Source organism: Variovorax sp. OK212, from assembly GCF_900112425.1.
GTDB lineage: Bacteria > Pseudomonadota > Gammaproteobacteria > Burkholderiales > Burkholderiaceae_C > Variovorax.
Genome location: NZ_FOLP01000022.1, coordinates 83,505 through 101,069 on the forward strand (window position 1 = coordinate 83,505; position 17,565 = coordinate 101,069).

Genomic DNA, 17,565 nt, shown 5'->3' on the forward strand with positions numbered 1-17,565 from the left:
GGCGATCGGCCCGAGCCGGGCCGCGCATCCGTGCGTGAAGGTGGCTGCGAGCTCCGGGCCAATTGCTTCCGCACCCAAAAACAATTGACCAGAGCAACCCCCGACGGACCGGGTGGGGTGTTTTGCCTTTTCGGCCTTCAGTCCCGGGGTTGGGACTGAGTTCCAAACCGCAAACTCACGCGCAGGCCAGGCCGGCAGAGCTCGGCGCTCAACAATCCCCCATGCGCGTGAGCAATCTGTTGGCATATCGATAGCCCAAGGCCTGCGCCCTCGTCGCGTCGGCTCAGGCCTCTCCAAAAGCGGACAAAGAGCTTTGGCAACTCTGCTTCATCCACACCGGGACCCTCGTCCACGACGCCTAGCTCAGTCGACGTTGCCTGCACTCGCACCACGCTGTCGCGGGCCGCATGCTGGATCGCGTTTTCCAGGAGATTCTTTAGCAGCGTGAACAGCGCGCCATGATCTCCCTTCCATGGCCGCAGATCCTCAGCAACTTGCGATTCGACCCGAACTCCCGCCGCGTCGGCGAGCCGCTGCATGTAGGCACAGACTTCCGCCACCAATTCCTGCGGCTGTACGACGCCGAATCGATAGTTCTGGGATTCGCTCGCCTCGGCCAGATGCAAAAGCTGTTGCACCTGGCGAGTCATGCGCTCGACGTCCTTGAACAGGGGAGCGCGACCGACGAGCCTGGGTTCGGCTTCGAGTTGCACGCGAATCAGAGTCAAGGGCGTTTTGAGTTCATGGGCGGCTGCAGCCAGAAACTCCTGCTGCACTTGGAACCCGCGCTCCAAGCGCGTCAGGGCGCCATTGAAGCTGTGCACCAACGGCCGGATCTCCGTCGGGACGCGCGTCTCGTTCAGGCGTGCGTCAAGTGCGTCTGGCGTGATGCGCGTGACCGCAGCCGACACGTCGCGCAGTGGCCGTAGCACACGCGCCAACGTGTAGGCGGTCAATGCCGCCAGTACGACCAGCAGCACACCGCCGGCGATCACTGCGCCGGATCCCACCAACGGCAACCACAAGTCGTTGCGCAAGCGGTCGCTCAGACGCTGGCTGGCGGCGAACTGTATGAACCACCGACGCCCCTCGTTCAGGACGATAAAGGTCCGGCCTCGCAGATTGACTCCGTCGAGGGTGACTGCGAAGGTGCCTTCATCCAGGATAGCGCTTATAGGCCGACGGTCCGTTCCAGGCGCAAGTACCACGTTGCTTTGGTCGTCCACAACACGGTAGGTCACTTCCGTCTTGAGGGTGTCGTAGATCCACGAATACTCCTCTGAATGGGCCGGTGCCATCGGCTGCCCCTGTGCGTCGAAGCGCAGCGACTCGATCAGGTCCGTCGCCACCGTCCCTCCCGACATCAATGGCTGGCCCAGCAGCGAGGCGACGAATGCGGCGATCAGTCCGGTACTCAGAACGCTGCCAGCAAGGTAGGCCAGCACGACGCGGAAGGAGAGACTATCGATCCAGTTCGGTCTGGCGAAGCGCATAACCCAGTCCCCTCAGGTTCTCGATCTCGAGTTGGGAACCAATGGCCACGAGCTTGCGGCGCAGTCGGTACATGGCCACATCGAACGCATTGGCCGTGACAGGTTCGATGAAACCCCAACCCGCTGCCTCCAGTGCGCTGCGACGCACCGTCTCGCCGCCGCGCTGCACCAACAGCATCATGAGCTGAAATTCCGCCGCAGCAAGCGCCACATGGTGATCTCCACAGGCCATCTCGCCCGCCTCCGGAAGCAGGCGAAGGTCGCCGAACGTCGTTACTGGAACCCGCCATTGATTTGCTGGTCGCCGCAGAAGCGCCCGAACCCGCGCCACAAGCTCGTCCATCGCGAAAGGTTTAGGCAGGTAATCGTCGGCACCGGACTCCAGTCCGTCCACCCTGTCGTGCAGCGCATCGCGCGCCGTCAACACGAGGCATGGCAGCCGTGAGCCTGCTGCCCGAAGGCGCCGCAGCAGCGAGAGCCCATCGCCATCGGGAAGGCCCCGATCCAGCACCATTGCGGCGTAGTCGAACTCTCTGGTCGCGACCCAAGCGTCTTCACCGCGCTCCACGGCATCGGCGGCAATGCCGGCCGCCTCAAGAGCATTGACCAAGAGCTCGGTTAATCGCGGGTGATCCTCGACCAACAGGATGCGGTTCTTCATCGCGCAAACCGGGGCACGCCGCCCAGTGAGGTACTGATCGCCATTCCACCCAGCATATCAAGCCTGACGATCAATCGAACGCGTGGATGAAGCGCGGGTGATAGTTCTGCGCGCGTGCATAGGACCGGCCCGCCAACCAAAGCTATTTGCACGCCCGCAGCACTCACCGCAACCAACATCACTTTGAGATAAAGCGTTCTTGCCCAAGATCGCGTACGAGCAGGTCCAGTTGGCCCCGGTGGAGGATGCGGCCACAGAGGCGGGTTGATTGCGGAACGAATGAACATGAAAGAAGTAGCAAACAATGCAGTGCCTCACTGTCGCTGCGCGGGCCTTTCTGAAACCTTACCGAGTCTCAAACATGCACCTCCATCGCGGTAAGTTAGCAGTAAGGCCCTCCCTTCGACCATCTGGACTTCCTCAACTCTGCTGGATTCCGGTATGCATCTGCCAAAACGACACCTTGCGAGCTATGTTACTTTGTCCCTATCGAGCGTCTTCGCGCTGGGCATCTTCCATCCGGTCGCAGCCCAAACTTTGGATGCGCCCGAAGCGGAAAGTCGCTGGGGCTTGGGCCTTGCTGTAGGCAGCAGGCAATCCATGTATGCCGGCAAGAAGCGCGACACGGTCGGAGGACCACTGATTTCCTATGAGAACAGATGGGTGCGCGTGCTCGGTCCAGGATTGGAAGTGAAATTGCCCAGTATTGAACTCGGTCCCCGCAGCTCGTTTAATTTCGGTCTCGTCGCCAACTACGACCAGACTGGCTACGAAGCAGACGATTCGCCAACGCTGGCAGGCATGGCGAAACGCAAGGGCGGCGTCTGGCTCGGCGCTAATGCAGGCTGGCGCACCGACCTTGTGGACCTGAAGGTCACATGGACGGGTGCTTCCGGCAACAGCAAAGGCCAAAAGATCAGACTGGGCGCTGAGAAGAGCTTCTCTACGGGCAGCTTCGTCTTCGTTCCACGGCTCAGCGTGACTTGGCTAGACAAGAAATACGTCGACTACTACTACGGCGTGCGCGCCGAGGAAGCCACAGTCACGCGCCCTACGTATCTGGGCCAAGCCACAGTGGCGACCGAAATCGGGTTGCGCTCGACCTATCTGATCAACCCTCACCACTCCGTGTTCATGGACGTCAGCATGACCGCGATGGGCAAAGAAATAAAGAACAGCCCGCTGGTCGACCGATCGAATCAGACACAGGTACTTGTCGGATACAGCTATCGCTTCTGACGGCTGGGCGACTCAGTCGCGCCGTCCATGGGTATGGAAACGACTCCAGGCCGCACTTCCCCCGTCAATTCCGCGTGTCCTGCAGTCCCAAGACGGCGCAAAGGTAGGCACTCGGCGCAGCCATCACCTCCTGAGAAATCACTCCTATGTTCCAACCTAACGGCTTCGCCCGCTCCCGCGCGACATGCCTGCTAGGTGAGCGTTGCCGCCTTCATATGCTCTTCGCCGCCGCGACGAGGATTTCGGCCAGACCCTTGCGGTCTGGGCATGGGAAAGCTCGCGCTTGTGGCCGCTCCGTTTATGGGACCTCGCACCATTCGCGATATTTCTGGTGGTGTCCTTGACTCTCCTTTGGCGCCTTTGGGATATAGCGTGCCGGGGTAGGCTCCACCGTCCATCAACAGGTTCTGGCCAGTGGCATAGCCGGCGTGGTCGCTGGCCAGGAATGCGCACGCAATGCGAACTCTTTCGGATCACCGAATCTGCCCGTCGGCGATGCAGCCAACTTCGCTGCACACGCAGCCGCAACTGGGTTCCTCGGCGCGTGCGCGCGAGCTTCGAAGAGCCCTGCGATTCGGTCCGTGTCGAAGTAGCCGGGAAGCAGGTTGTTGATCGTGACGTTGTGCCGTGCGGTTGACGGGCCAGTCCGGCGACGAAACCCGTCAGCTGGAGCGTGCACCACGGGACAGGCCCAACGCCTCGACCGGCGCCTTGACCGCTGCGGATGCGATGTGCAACACGCGTCCGAACCGCCGCCGAATCATGGTGCATCGTCGCTCGAATCAGCGCGACCGGTGCGAGCATCTTGGCGTCGAGTGCGCTTATCCAGCGTTCGCGGTCCCTGGCGGAAGTCACCGGGGGCGGCCCGCCTGCGTTGGTCACGAGGACGGGAGCGTGGCAGGGACCGCCTCCCGACCCGAAAAGCCCCTGCGGCCGGCCTATGATCCTCGCCATGTCATCCACAGAGAAGCGCGCTAGCCACACGTCGTCCCAAGCCGCAGGTCAACCGTCATTGGTGGATCCTCCCGAACGGGCCATCTTCGAAGGTCAAACGGAAGACTTGCTGTCCGACCGGCTGGCCCGGCAGATCCGTATCAGCATACTTCGCGGAGACAACCCCGCGGGCTCTCGCCTGAATCTTGACGAGATGAAGGGGCGATATGACGTCAGCCTGAGCCCCTTGCGGGAAGCGCTTTCCCGCCTTACCGCTGAAGGATTCGTGCGCTTCGAAGCGAAACGCGGTTTTCGCGTCAGCGAGATGTCGAGCGCCAACCTCGGCGAGATAACCACCATCAGGAGACTCTGCGAGCCAGTCGCGATCCGGGAATCGGTCTTGCATGGCGACGACGACTGGGAGGAGCGGGTAGCAGCTGCTGCGCACATGCTCGGCAAGCGCGTTGCCGCGGAGCCGAGCCCGATCTCGGCCGCCGAATGGGAAAGCGCCCATCGGAAGTTTCACCTCGCCGTGCTGTCGGGTTGCGGCATGCCGATGCTCATGCATTTCTGCAGCACGCTGATGGACTTACAGGACCGCTACCGCCTGCAGCTCGCAAAGGGCGGCGCCTATTCCCGCCGGGCCGATGGCGAACATCTAGCCCTGCTCGATGCCTGCCTGACGCGCAATGCGCAGCTCGCCGAGAAGCTCGCGCTAGAGCACATTGATCGCACCCACCAGGAACTGCTCGCCGCGATGGGTGGCACGCCACTGCCAGTCGCGAATACCCGAGCCGGAACGCGCCGCCGAAAGAGCTAGCAATCGCTCAAGTGGCGCACGGCGCGCCATGCGAACGTCATGCCCGGCCCGAGGGTCGCTCCTGGACCCGGGTAGGCGCCCCGCATCATCGAAGCCATGTCGTTCCCGCAGGCATAGACGCCCGGAATCGATTGTCCTTCAGCGTCCAGGACGCGCGCGTCGGAATCCGTCCGCAGGCCCACGCTCGTTCCGAGGTCCGCCACGTGAATCTCGACTGCGCACAGCGAACGCGGGTCTAGAGGGCGCAAACACCGATTCGGTGTGCTCGTCGGATCGCCATTGTGTTGATTGAGCACCGACTCGCCGCGATGGAAATCCACATCCACTCCGCCAGCAGCAAGTTCGTTGTACCTGGTCAGCGTGCGCTCGAGCGCAGCGGGCTCGAGCCGAAGGCGTTGTGCGAGTTGGCGGGGCGATCCAGCTCTCGTGAGATAGCCCGCCTGCGTGAGGCGCCGCAACGACCTCCGGCCTGGATGCGCCAAGCCAAGGCCATGGCGTTCGACGAATGCAGCATCGGTGATCAAGAAGAAGCGCTCGCTGCCCGTGCGGCGGTGCGATTCGAGCATACCCTCGCAAAAGTGGTGATACGAGTCCGCCTCGTTGGCGAATCGGTTGCCGGTCGCGTCCACCGCGAGAAGACCCGGCTTGGCCCGATCCATGACGATGTGCGGAAAGGTCGCGACGCTACCGTCCGCTCGCTTCATGGTCGAGACCGGCATCCAGAACGCGGGCGGCATGTGGTCGCCGTCCATAGTGCTCCCCAGCGACAGCCCCAGCTGAATGCCTCCGCCAGTCCCGCCGGCGTGCGCAACGCTATGCGCGCGGGAGATGGTCGGCAACCAGCGCTGCCGCATCGCCGGGTTGCCCGAAAACCCACCGGTCGCCAGCACCACGGCCTTTCGGGTCCGCACCTGCCGCTCCCCTTGCGCGCCGGAAAGCATGCAGCCGAATCCCGACGCCGTCCGCGCCACTTGGGTGACCCTTGTATCGAAAGCGATCTCGACATCCGAATGCAAAAGGCTGTAGAGAAGCTGCGCGACAAGCGCATTGCCCATGACGAGCCGCGTTCCCCGGGCACGGGTGAGCCGGTCTCTCGCGTATCGGGCGACCAGTCGTGCCGCCTGCAGGAAGGCTCGCGGCTCGCGCAGTGCGCTCAGCAGGATCGGAATGTCGGTCTTGGAAACCATCATCCCGCCCAAGACCATGAATTCCGGCAGTGGCGGACGTACACGCGAAAAACTACGACCGAGGCGCCGCCCGTCGAACGGCTCGGGAGCGAATGCCCGACCGCCAAGCGCGGCGCCTGGCAGCGCCTGAAGGTAGTCGGGGTGATGGGGCACCGCTTCGAGGCGCACCTGCGTCCGCTCGCGAAGGAATCGCAGAAGCTCAGGCCCTGACTCAAGGAGCGCGTCGATCTTGGCGCGGTCGGCGTCCGCCCCGATGCATGCCTGCAGGTACGTGCTTGCCGCTTGGTGGCAGCCGGCGATGTCGTTGACGGCTAGCGGGGACGCACAAGGAATCCATAGCGTGCCAGCCGATGTCGCGCTCGTGCCGCCCACCTGGGTGGTCGATTCGACCAGCAGAACCTTCAGACCTCGGGCCGAAGCGCACAGCGCGGCCGTCATGCCAGCCGCACCTGCTCCTACGACGAGGACATCGAAGTCCAGCGCCTGTGGCATCACGCCTCGCTCTGGAGGATGGCGCCCCGCTCCCGCAAACGGCGCTGCAGCTCGGGAATGGATGTCTCCCGGACGTCACCTGTCCAGCTTCGATCGGTGGAGCACATCGCGGCCGCCGTGCCCGCAGCCTGTCCCATTGCCATGCAGGTGCCCATCACGCGCGCCGAGCTTTGCGCCTCGCGCGTGGCGGACAGGCACCGGCCGACAACGAAGAGATTGCGGACATCCTTGGCAATGGCGACAGCCAAAGGAAGATCGTAGGACCCCCCTTCCCTGATCGTTTGGCGGCGATGGGAAGATACTGCGAACAGGTCGATTTCGTGGCCGCCCTTGGCGACCACATCTTCGCGCTTGCGCGCACCCAGGACGTCATCTTCGTCAAGGACGTAGTCGCCCAAAATCCGACGCGTCTCGCGGACGCCGATCTTGCCCGCGACGCCCGAGAAGTGTGCGTCCTCGAAGCCTGGAACGCGTTCCTTCAGGAATCGCATCGATTGCTGAATCTGCGCAAAGAAGGTCGGTATGGCCGCGCTGAGGCGGCGCATATCGGTCGCGTCGACGTTTCCGATCTGCGTGCAGTTGATGCTGACTTCGCGGCGCGCCGTGGAGATAGGCACCACAGCGACGATCGACGTGGGGAACATCTCGCCAGCCTCCACCGCCCGCTGCAGGATGCCGCGCTCGCCAAGGAGCACCACCTTGGGCTGGCCCTGTTTCCAAAGCGCCTCGGCACATTGTTCGCGCGACATGCCCAGGCCCGGAAATTCCGCAAGTCCGTAGTCTTCGGGGTGGCTCCTCACGTTCCCGAGCAACCGCGGCGTGTGCACGCCAGTCATGCGGAAGATCAGCGATGGTGGCTGAAAGAAGCGTCCGTCCTTGCCCAATTCGGTCTTGCCGCCAGAAGCATCCACGAGATCGGCGTCTCCGCTGGCGTCGATGACGACCTTGGCGCGCACCAAGTGGCGGCCGGACTTGTTCTGGACAAATACTCCGCGCACCTGTCCGTCAACGGAAAGAACTCCCGTGGCGAGCGTGTAAAGCATCAGCTCGACGCCCGCCTTGTTGAGCAGACCCACGACAGCGAACTTCATCAGTTCAGGGTCGAAACACACGAGATGCAGCGATCGATAGTCGAAGACGGGACCGATGTAGCCGCCGAGCGTCTCGACCTCGCGCAACAGGTCGCGAGCCACGCCGCCGACGATCCATTCTCCGCGCGTCGAGATCATGCCCAGCATCGAAATGCCGCTGACAAGTTCTCCGCCCACCATGGGCGAAGCTTCGACGAGCAGTGTCTTCGCGCCGTTGCGTGCTGCGCTGACCGCAGCGGCAACGCCCGCGCTGCCTCCGCCCACGACCAGCACGTCGCATTCGATTTCATCAGTGATGTCCAGCATGGTAAAGCTCAAGTAGTGATTTTTTTGGTGATGACGATGTCGCCCCAGCGCTTCACCTCGGAACGCAGCAGGGTCATGAACTCTTCTCGCGAGCCGGCAATGGGAGTCGATCCCAATGCTGCAAAGCGAGCGGTGACCGCCGGATCTGCGAGCGCCTTGTCGAGCGAGGCATTGAGCTTGTCCAAAACTGCGGCTGGCGTGCCCGCTGGCGCAAGCAGCCCATACCATCCCTGGGCATCGAGTCCGGGCATCGTTGCCTCGGCGAGCGTAGGCACGTTCGGCAACTGAGGCGAACGGCGTCGGCTGCTGACCGCGAGCGCACGCAGCTTGCCACCCTGCACCTGCGGGAGTGCCGTCTGAACCAGATCCATGACGAACTCGATCTGGCCGCCGAGTAGGTCGACAATGGCTGGACCGGTGCCACGGTATGGCACGTGCGTGAAACTCGCGCCCGTACTGGATGCCACCAACTCCGGCAGAAGATGCGTCAGTGTGCCGGCGCCGCCTGAGCCGTAGGGCACGGGCTTGGACCTGGCCGCCGTGATGACGTCGGCGAACGTCTTGTAGGGAGAGTCCGCGCGCACGACCACGACGAGCGGAGTCTGCGCAACGCCGCCGACCGCGGCGAAGTCTTCAACTGCGTCGAAGGGTAGCGGCTTCATCATCGTGGCATTGACCGCGTGCCCGTTGGATGCCATCAACAATGTGTAGCCGTCCTTGCGTGCCTTCGCGACCAATGCTGCGGCGATCGTGCCGCCGGCACCGGCACGGTTGTCCACCACAACGCTCTGCTTGAGCTGCTTCGTGAGCAGGGATGCGGTGATGCGGGCAAGCGTGTCGGCAATGCCACCGGCGGCGAATCCTACGACGATGGTCACAGGCCGGGCGGGAAAAGCTGGCTGCGCGTGGGCCAGCGGGGCTAGGCTTGCGAGGCCCATCGCGCCGAGAAACTGCCGCCTGCGCACAAGCCATTCGGGCAGATGGGCGCTGGGAAGCCGAGGGTCTGTGGTTTCCATTGAATGTCTCCGGTAAGTTCGAATGGCGGGGAGCCGCTGCGTCAGCGGAAGAAATCGAGCAGCCGCTGCAGCTGCCCGTCTAATACCTGTTTGCCCGGGTGGATCTCGCAACCCAGCTCGCGCGCGGCATGAAGAAGTGGTGTGAGTTCCGGGCTCATGACAACCTCGGCAACAACGTGGAATCCGCGCAGCAGGTCCGGGTCAATAGGTGAACGCGGGTCACCGGCCATTCCGACTGGCGTCGCATTGACGATAAGCCGGAAATCGGCCGCCGATGTCACGCTTCCCGCATCGAAGCGCGTTCCCGCCGGGCCGTGTTCGGCAAGGCGTAACGCGAGCTGTTGCGCGCGCCAGCCATCGACGTCGACGACGGACACACGCGCAGCACCTTCCTGCGCGAGTGCAAGTGCAATGGCTGAGCCGACCCCGCCGGCGCCGATCACGAGTGCCGAGCACCCCTTCGTCGCAAACCCACGTCCGGCAAGCCCCGACACAAAACCATAGCCGTCGAAAAGATCGCCGAACGCCTTACCGTCGCGAAACCGAACGGCATTCACGGCGCCCGCCACGCGTGCGGCCACCGAGAGTTCGTCCATCCAGTCGACCAAGGCGATCTTGTGCGGGACCGTGGCGATCCAGCCGCGCAAATTCCCGAGTCGCCGCGCTCCCTCGAAGACTGTCCGCAGATCCTCGCTGGATACCGGTGCCGGCAGGACGAGAAGGTTCTCGCCCGCCGCAAGGTAATGCGGATTCATGGCTTGGGGCGCCTTCACCTGCTCGATCGGGTCGCCGACGATCCAGACGAACTGGGTCGCGGCATTTATGAGCGACACCTTGCTTGAAGGGTTTTGATCGTTCTCCATTCATCGATGGTATCCTAATCATCGATGATTTGACAACAATCGATTATCTTGCGAACACTCTGATCACGCGAAATTGCGTCACTTCATCCCACCGAGGAGATCACGATATGAAGCGAAGAACCCTTCTAGGCACGGCTGCGGCCAGCGCGCTGACTGCACGTGCGAACGGCTCGCACACTGCTCAGGCCAAGCCGACACTCTTACTCGTGCACGGTGCCTGGCACGGGGCTTGGTGTTGGGAACGCGTTGCGCTCTTGCTTGGCAATGCCGGATATCGCAGCGCGGCGGTCACGCTGCCGGGCATGGGCGAGCGACGCTCGGAGTTGTCTACGGCCATTGATCTGGATTGCCACATCGACGCTGTTTCCAAGGCGGGGCGCGCCATCGAAGGGCAGATCGTTCTTGTCGGTCACAGCTATGCGGGATTTGTAATCACCGGCGCCGCAGACCGCCTCGCTGCTTCTGGCAAGCTTCGCTCGCTGATCTACGTGGATGCATTCGTACCGTCCGAAGGCGAGAAGGCTTCCGACTACATGCCAGAGGACGCTCGCACAAAGCTCGCCGCCACGCTCGCGATGGGTGACCCCGCTTATCCGCCGTTACACGCGGAGTTCTTCGGCCTCGAACAACCCGAAGACGTTGCGTGGGTGCAGGCCAGACTCACCGCGCAACCGGCAGCGACCTATTTCCAACCCATTCGCCTCGACAACAAATTGGGAGTAAGCATCAGGCGTAGCTACGTGGCGTGTCAGTCGCCCCGCCTCCCCGTCTTTGATTCGACTAAGGCACGGATACGCGCCGACGCCTCGTGGATCTACCAGGAATTGCAGACGGGACACGATGCCATGATTACGTCACCCGATCCCTTAACCAAGTTGCTCATTCAGTTTGCTTGAGTTGAAGGTCTAGGTAGTTCGAATGAGGCACTTGGCGAAATGCAGCGCCAGGCGGGAAAGCGTTGGAGGCTGTCCGGTGTCGAATCACCGAAAGCATCTGTGAGCGCGACACGGCTCCAGTCGCGCTCGACGCTCAAGCTGTGTCGGCCGCACGCGTACTTGTACTTGTCGTCTCAGTCTCCATTCCAATCGGCTGGAGGACCCGGCCTCCCTGCCGCCACCCCCAGCACCGGCGCCAGCGATCGCTCCAGAGAGGATCCGTCTTGAGTTCAAGCGTAGTGCAATCTGCGTAAGCGTGACGTGGCTGATCTCGGTCGCTGCCGACGGCGCGGCGTGGCTTGATGAGATGCTGCGTTGATCCGCATCGACGCGCTGCGGCTATGCACGAAGCCCATGAAGCGCGTGGGGAGGACATCAGCGAACGGCTGGACATCATTCCGGCCGGGTTTCTCCATGCACCGCCATATCTACGGCAAGTGGGCCTGCCGCCGCTGCGAGTGCCTGATGCAGGAAGCGGCCTCGCCACAGATCATCGACGGCCGCATGCCCGCCACGGGCTTGGCGGTGCACACGATGATCAGCCGCTTCGTGGACCGCGTTCCGTATTACCGTCAGGAGGCCATCCACGCGCGCTCGGGCGTGCACGCGCCGCGCTCGACGCTGGCCGAGTTGGTCCGGTGGCGGTGGCGCGTGGCACTGGAGCCGCTGTTCGTGGCGCAAAAGCGCTTCGTGCTCTCGGCGAGGGTGCTGCATGCCGACGAGACGCCGGCGGCCATGCCGGACCCCGGCGCGGGCAAGACCAAGCGAGCCTACGTGTGGGCCTATGCGCGCAGTGCCTTCGATGCGGTACCGGGTGTGGTCTACGACTTCTGCCTTGGGCGAGGGTCGCAGTACCGCATCGCGTTCCTCGGCGCGGATGATGACCAGACTGCCCACACATCTGAACAGTCGCATTGACGACTCTTGCCACATTGCTGGCAACCCATGGTCTAACAGCCTTCGCCTCTCTGCCTGGGACTCTCAAGAAACGATTTCGATGCTAGGTCGACGGGTCGCAACTGAGCGCTCTGCCTATGAGCGCAGTGTTCTCGGAAGCCCCTATCCGAACCAAGGAACTGCATCGAATCGAGGACAGATCGCACCAATCTCGCTGCGCCGAATGACCAATTCGACTGCCGGTTCGAGTTCATCTTCGTACGAGGAAGCGAACTGTCGCAGCGTTACGTGGTATACGCCCGACGGCGTGGGCAATCGGACATGATGAGCGGCATACGGCGCTGTATCGCTGAACTGCGCCGCCATTGTCAACTGGGTGTAGTCAGTCAACCAGAGCCCGCCCTCGCCAACCCGAATCAGCCCTGATACCTCTCGCCGTGCAGCGGCCGTCGACGGGGTGTCAGAAATCCGAAGGGACGCATCGGCCAAATCAGGGCTTGGATAGACCGCGAACAGCGCCCCAGTGTTCATCTGCTCCACGAAAGTGGCGAGCACCTGATCGAGTGTCCAATCTTCGCTCACGTATCCCGAATATGTATCAGGACACACCAGCGCGACAAAGCCGTCCTCGTCCACCACGGCATGCAATTCAAACTTGGCTTCACTCACAGGCGGGCTCCATCACTTAGCGGATTTCCATTATCCACAGGGACGACCGGACCAGGAGCAACCGAACACTCAAAACGGGTTTACTGCATGCTGCCGGCGATGGGTGGAGCGGAGTTTCGAACGCCCCCGAATGCCTCAAGCGTCAAGATATTGGGTTCGATCCACACACCTCACAGGGGGCCAGCAAAGTTAGATCTGCAGCTAACAGTTCATGCCGTCAAAATGGCATTGCCAGCCGCTTACTCTGTCCATGGCCGAGATCGCGTTGACCATACGCGGAGCCAAGGTCCACGACGCTGCACGCGCGGCTGGCTTCTGAGATCTGAGCGACACGGGCGAGGCCTGCTTCGAAGTGCGGCCCTGCTCTAGTCTTACTGTGTCATAAATGAAATAATGTGATCCTCTCGTCTTCGCACCGGAGGATTGATGAATGCAGCCGAGCGCTTCGATAGCTACCTGGAGCACCTGAGCGCAGGCTTGGGTCACGCGGACCGGCACGCCGGCCTTCGGGGCTACTGCACGGGCCTGATGCTTCCCCTGTCGCGCAAGAGCGTGGAGCCCATGGCCGCGCGAGTGGATCCGACACACGCCAGCGCACGGCACCAGTCACTGCACCACTTCGTGGCCAAGGCCGAGTGGTCCGACACCCAGATGCTGCGTCGCGTGTGCCAGTGGGTGATGCCCAGGATGGACTTCAGCCAGGGCGGCTGGTGGATCATCGACGACACCGGGTTCCCGAAGAAGGGTCGCCACTCGGTCGGGGTCACTCGTCAGTACTGCGGGATGCTGGGCAAACAGGACAACTGCCAAGTGGCCGTGAGCATTTCGCTGGCAAGCAAGCAGGGCAGCCTGCCCGTGGCTTGGCAGCTGTACCTGCCCGAGGACTGGGCGGCAGATGCTGAACGCCGCACCAAGGCTGGCGTTCCCGATGAAGTGCGATTCGCCACGAAGACGCAGATCGCGCTGCAGCAATTGCGCACGTTGCTGGACGAAGGAGCACCGCGCCACTGCGTGCTGGCCGATGCTGGCTACGGCGTGGACAACGCTTTTCGTCAGGCGCTCAGCGACATGGGTTTGCTCTATGCGGTAGGTGTCACATCTGCCGTCGTGGTCTGGCCGCCTGGCGTTCAGCCGCTGCCACCTAAGCCTTACAGCGGCATGGGCCGGCCGCCAGTGATGCCCAGGCGCACGGCAGCTCTACAGCCCATGAGCGTCAAGGCATTGGCTCAGTCGCTGCCAAGCCGAGCGTTCCAGGACATCAGTTGGCGCGAGGGAACCAATGACACGTTGAACGGCCGCTTTGCGGCCGTGCGGGTGCGCCACGCCGGCGGCAATACGGGCAAGGCACGTCTGCGTCCCGAGTAATGGCTGCTCATCGAGTGGCCAGCAAGCGACGCTGAGCCGAGCAAGTACTTCTTGTCCACCCTGCCAGAGGACACACCGATCAACGAGTTGGTCGACATCGCCCATCAGCGTTGGCGCATCGAGCGTGACCACCAGGATCTGAAGCAGGATTTCGGCCTCGGCCACTACGAGGGCCGAGGATGGCGAGGGTTCCATCATCACGCCGCGTTGAGCATCGCGGCCTACGGGTTCCTCATGGCCGAACGCCTCGTTGCCGACAAGTCTGTCGGCGGTAAAAAAAACTTCATCGAACGCCAGGTGCTTGCCCTTCCCGAGGATTACATCCCCCGCGGAAGTCCTGCGCGCGCAGCGCCACGTGGCGACGTCAATCACGACACTGCGCCATCGACTGAGCTACCAACTGATCGCTCGTCTCGGGCAGTGTCCCTGCTGCGGAAGGGCAAGCGCAAAACGACTCCTGTGACACAGTAAGACTAGGGAAGGTCTTATACGGGCGCCTCCCGGATTGCAAGAACTCGTGTGTGTGACGATTCAGGAGGCAGGGCTGCAGTCTTATATCCGGCCTGTTGTGCAGGCTGATATGCCTGCTGGCCCTGATGGTTTTCGCTGACGAGGTTCCCATCTGATCAACGAGCTTGACGCTCTTGTTCCCTATCGGAGTGTCCCCGTCCCGGTCCGACCTGTCTGTCCATCACACGCATGGTCGCTTGCTCTCCTTCAAACTGCTTGGCCCGTGTCTTCATTCTTCTGGTCGTCAGTGCGCGGCCTGCCACGCCTCGGGGCGCCAGGCCGGACCTCTTGCCAGCACCGCCCAGATCGTTCGCGCCAGCTTGTTCGCCACCGCGGCGACAGCCACGCTGTAAGGTCGGCGCTCCAACAAAGCGGTCAACCATGGCCATGTCGGGCCATCCTTGGATCTGATCACAACGGCTCGAGCACCAGAGGTAGGGGGGAGGCGCCCATACCATCTGATCAAGAGCACGTTTCTTGCGTGAAGGACTGAACCCTGCAAAGGAGCACGAGCGATGAGCCAGATCAGTTTTTCGGATGCGGAGCAAGCGGGCAAGAGGAAGAAGACCAGGCGCGAAATCTTCCTTGCCGAAATGGAACTGGTGGTGCCGTGGAAGGCGCTGCTCAAAGTCATCGAGCCCCACTATCCAGTGGCAGGCCGAGGCCGTCGTCCCTACCCGCTGCAAGCCATGCTGCGCGTGCACCTGATGCAGAACTGGTTCGCACTGAGCGACCCGGCGATGGAAGAAGCCTTGTACGAGATCGCCTCGCTGCGCACGTTCGCCGGACTCGGTCTGGAGGCGATCCCCGACGAGACGACCATCCTGAACTTCCGCCACCTGCTGGAAGCCAACGACCTGGCCGAAGACATCTTCAAACAGGTCAACGCCCACTTGGCCAGGAAGGGGCTGCTGCTGAAGCGCGGCTCCATCGTGGACGCAACCATCATCGCCGCGCCCAGCTCCACCAAGAACAGCACGGGCGAGCGAGACCCCGAGATGCACCAGACGAAGAAGGGCAACCAATGGCACTTCGGCATGAAGGCGCACATCGCGGTGGATGCCGAGTCGGGATTGGTACACACCGTGACGGCGACGGCCGCCAACGAAGCGGACGTAGAACAGGTGGCGGACTTGCTGCATGGCAAGGAAGAGCAGGTGTGGGCCGACTCGGGCTACCGGGGCGCGCAGGCACGCGTGAAGCGCGATGTGCTGTGGAACATTGCAGGCCGGCCAAGCGACATCGCGAAGATGCCCGAGGGACGCGCCAAGGCCAGAGCACGCAAGAACGAATATGAGAAGGCCAGCGTGCGGGCAAAGGTGGAGCATCCGTTCCGCGTGATCAAGCGCCAGTTCGGTCTCGCGAAGGTGAGGTTCAAGGGACTGGCCAAGAACACGGCGCATGTGATCACGCTGTTTGCGCTGTCCAACCTGTGGATGGCGCGCAAGAAATTGATGGCGATGATGGGACAGGTGCGTCTGCAAACAGCGTGAGTGCGCTGGATCAGGGGCAGACCTCGCCGATTCGGGGCATCTGGCGGGGCGATCCATTTCCGTGCACACCATTGAGCTTCATCGCACGCCGTTTGGGGACCTGTTCAGATGGTATGGGCGCCCCCTCCCGCTGCTGCTTGCAGCGCGCTGCGGGTAGTGCCAGATTGACGATCCCACCGTCAGCATCGAAATGGAGACCATCATGGAACGTACCGTCATTGCCGTCGACATTGCCAAGAAGGTGTTTCAGCTGCACTGGGTCGAGATGGATACCGGTTGCATTGAGCGCTTGCAGTTGAAGCGCGCAAGGATGCTGGAGTGGTTTGCCAATCACGCTGCTGCGCTGGTCGTCATGGAAGCTTGCGGCGGCGCACACGACTGGGGTCGAGCTCTGATTGGATTGGGCCATGAGGTACGACTCGTCTCCCCCAGGAAGGTGCGTCCGTTCGTGCAGCGGAACAAGACCGATGCCGCGGATGCGCAAGCGATCTGGACGGCGTGCCAGCAGCCCGGCATGCGCTTCGTTCCCGTCAAGACCGAGGCCCAGCAGATCGTGCTGTCGCTGCACCGGCTGCGCGCGCAACTCATGAAGAGCCGCATCATGCAGACGAACGGACTTCGGGGGCTGCTCTATGAGTTCGGCATCGTGCTACCGGAAGGTCACGCGGCACTGCTCAAGGCATTGCCTGACGCCATGTGCGATGCGAAGACCCGGCTGCCAGCGATGCTCATGGATAGCCTGGATGAGCAGCTCGTGCGAGTCCGGCAACTGCAGGCCGACATCGGCCTGATCGAGCGACGGCTCTCGCAGCAGATGCGGGAAATACCAGCCTGCAAGGCTGTCGCCGAAATCCCCGGCATTGGTCTTCTCACAGCCACGGCCGTCGTCGCCAGCATGGGCACGCCGACAGCGTTCAAAGACGCCCGGGAGTTCGCTGCATGGATCGGATTGGTTCCTCGCCAGACCGGTACCGGTGGCCGGGTGCGGCAGTTGGGCATCAGCAAGCGAGGCGATGCTTACCTGCGAACGTTGTTGATGCACGGTGCGCGAGCCGTCGTGCTTAGATCCAAGGATGGACCGACATGGCCATGGTTGACCGCTTTGTTGCAGCGCCGACCGTACAGCGTGGCTGTCGCCGCGGTTGCGAATAAGCTGGCACGAACGATCTGGGCGGTTCTGGCACGCGGTCAAGCCTGGCGCCCCGAAGCGTGGCAGACCGCGCACTGACGACGAAGAGAACGAAGCAACCAGTTTGAAGGAGAGCAAGCGACCACGCGTGTGATGGGACAGACGGGTCGGACCGGGACGGGGACACTCCGATAGGGAACAAGAGCGCCAAGCTCGATGTTCAGATGGGAATCCCGTCAGCGAAAACCATCAGGGCCAGCGGGCATATCCGCCTGCACAACAGGCCGGATATAAGACTGCAGCCCTGCCTCCTGAATCTTCACACAGCGAGTTCTTGTAATCCGGGGGCGCCCATATAAGACCTTCCCTAATCTTACTGTGTCACAAATGACATAATTCGATCTTCCGGACTTCGAGCTGGAGGATTGATGAATGCAGCCGAGCGATTCGATAGCTACCTGGAGCA

13 protein-coding genes and 3 pseudogenes are annotated in these 17,565 nt (G+C 62.4%); 7 read left to right on the forward strand and 9 right to left on the reverse strand.

All coding sequences use genetic code 11. The features are described from left to right. Positions 1-137: 137 nt before the first annotated feature. Both BM004_RS34650 and BM004_RS34655 read right to left on the reverse strand, forming a co-directional pair. A complete protein-coding gene (locus BM004_RS34650) occupies positions 138-1,493 on the reverse strand; it encodes an ATP-binding protein (RefSeq protein ID WP_093220424.1) in 1,356 nt (451 codons plus the stop codon). Continuing rightward, on the reverse strand, positions 1,462-2,154 hold the full coding sequence (locus BM004_RS34655; protein ID WP_093220426.1) for a response regulator transcription factor: 693 nt from the start codon (positions 2,152-2,154) through the stop codon (positions 1,462-1,464). Before BM004_RS34655 ends, BM004_RS34650 begins: the two co-directional genes overlap by 32 nt. A 441-nt stretch (positions 2,155-2,595) precedes the next feature. Between BM004_RS34655 and BM004_RS34660 the strand changes: the two genes are divergently transcribed. Next, positions 2,596-3,393 (forward strand): MipA/OmpV family protein, encoded by a 798-nt coding sequence (locus BM004_RS34660; RefSeq protein ID WP_093220429.1) that lies wholly within the window; start codon positions 2,596-2,598, stop codon positions 3,391-3,393. A gap of 371 nt (positions 3,394-3,764) precedes the next feature. On the opposite strand, the pseudogene BM004_RS42180 reads toward BM004_RS34660, so the two are convergent. Further along, a pseudogene (locus BM004_RS42180) lies at positions 3,765-4,293 on the reverse strand (SDR family oxidoreductase); the annotation flags it as partial. Positions 4,294-4,333: 40 nt separating this feature from the next. On the opposite strand from BM004_RS42180, the gene BM004_RS34665 reads away from it, so the two are divergent. Beyond that, positions 4,334-5,146, forward strand: coding sequence for a GntR family transcriptional regulator (locus BM004_RS34665; protein ID WP_093220431.1), 813 nt, complete (start codon positions 4,334-4,336; stop codon positions 5,144-5,146). Here the strand turns inward: BM004_RS34665 and BM004_RS34670 are convergent. The 4 genes from BM004_RS34670 to BM004_RS34685 are packed head-to-tail and all read right to left on the reverse strand — an operon-like array spanning position 5,143 to position 10,101. Further along, positions 5,143-6,825: an FAD-dependent oxidoreductase gene (locus tag BM004_RS34670; protein WP_093220434.1), complete on the reverse strand. Its 1,683-nt coding sequence runs from the start codon at positions 6,823-6,825 to the stop codon at positions 5,143-5,145. The two genes, BM004_RS34665 and BM004_RS34670, sit on opposite strands and share 4 nt — an antisense overlap. Then, complete coding sequence (locus BM004_RS34675; protein WP_093220436.1) at positions 6,825-8,222, reverse strand: FAD-dependent oxidoreductase; 1,398 nt, start codon at positions 8,220-8,222, stop codon at positions 6,825-6,827. Before BM004_RS34675 ends, BM004_RS34670 begins: the two co-directional genes overlap by 1 nt. 8 nt (positions 8,223-8,230) lie before the next feature. Continuing rightward, complete coding sequence (locus BM004_RS34680) at positions 8,231-9,238, reverse strand: Bug family tripartite tricarboxylate transporter substrate binding protein (protein WP_093220439.1); 1,008 nt, start codon at positions 9,236-9,238, stop codon at positions 8,231-8,233. Between the two features lie 41 nt (positions 9,239-9,279). Then, positions 9,280-10,101, reverse strand: coding sequence for a shikimate dehydrogenase family protein (locus tag BM004_RS34685; protein ID WP_093220441.1), 822 nt, complete (start codon positions 10,099-10,101; stop codon positions 9,280-9,282). A gap of 107 nt (positions 10,102-10,208) precedes the next feature. Here BM004_RS34685 and BM004_RS34690 point away from each other — a divergent pair, with 107 nt between their 5' ends. Both BM004_RS34690 and BM004_RS34695 read left to right on the forward strand, forming a co-directional pair. After that, positions 10,209-10,997 carry an alpha/beta fold hydrolase gene (locus BM004_RS34690; RefSeq protein ID WP_093220444.1) on the forward strand — a complete coding sequence of 263 codons (789 nt, stop codon included), beginning with the start codon at positions 10,209-10,211 and terminating at the stop codon, positions 10,995-10,997. 354 nt (positions 10,998-11,351) lie between these two features. Then, positions 11,352-11,954, forward strand: a complete 603-nt coding sequence (locus BM004_RS34695; protein ID WP_093220446.1) for an IS66 family transposase — start codon at positions 11,352-11,354, stop codon at positions 11,952-11,954. 141 nt (positions 11,955-12,095) lie between these two features. Here the strand turns inward: BM004_RS34695 and BM004_RS34700 are convergent, their stop codons facing one another. After that, positions 12,096-12,602 (reverse strand): hypothetical protein, encoded by a 507-nt coding sequence (locus BM004_RS34700; RefSeq protein WP_093220449.1) that lies wholly within the window; start codon positions 12,600-12,602, stop codon positions 12,096-12,098. 426 nt (positions 12,603-13,028) lie between these two features. Here BM004_RS34700 and BM004_RS34705 point away from each other — a divergent pair. Next, a pseudogene (locus BM004_RS34705) lies at positions 13,029-14,438 on the forward strand (IS701 family transposase). 283 nt (positions 14,439-14,721) lie between these two features. Here the strand turns inward: BM004_RS34705 and BM004_RS42185 are convergent. Next, positions 14,722-14,907, reverse strand: a pseudogene (locus BM004_RS42185) (IS110 family transposase); the annotation flags it as partial. Between the two features lie 85 nt (positions 14,908-14,992). On the opposite strand from BM004_RS42185, the gene BM004_RS34715 reads away from it, so the two are divergent. Both BM004_RS34715 and BM004_RS34720 read left to right on the forward strand, forming a co-directional pair. Beyond that, complete coding sequence (locus BM004_RS34715; protein ID WP_093220452.1) at positions 14,993-15,970, forward strand: IS5 family transposase; 978 nt, start codon at positions 14,993-14,995, stop codon at positions 15,968-15,970. 202 nt (positions 15,971-16,172) lie between these two features. After that, positions 16,173-17,198, forward strand: coding sequence for an IS110 family RNA-guided transposase (locus tag BM004_RS34720; RefSeq protein ID WP_093220468.1), 1,026 nt, complete (start codon positions 16,173-16,175; stop codon positions 17,196-17,198). The last annotated feature ends 367 nt before the right edge of the window (positions 17,199-17,565 follow it).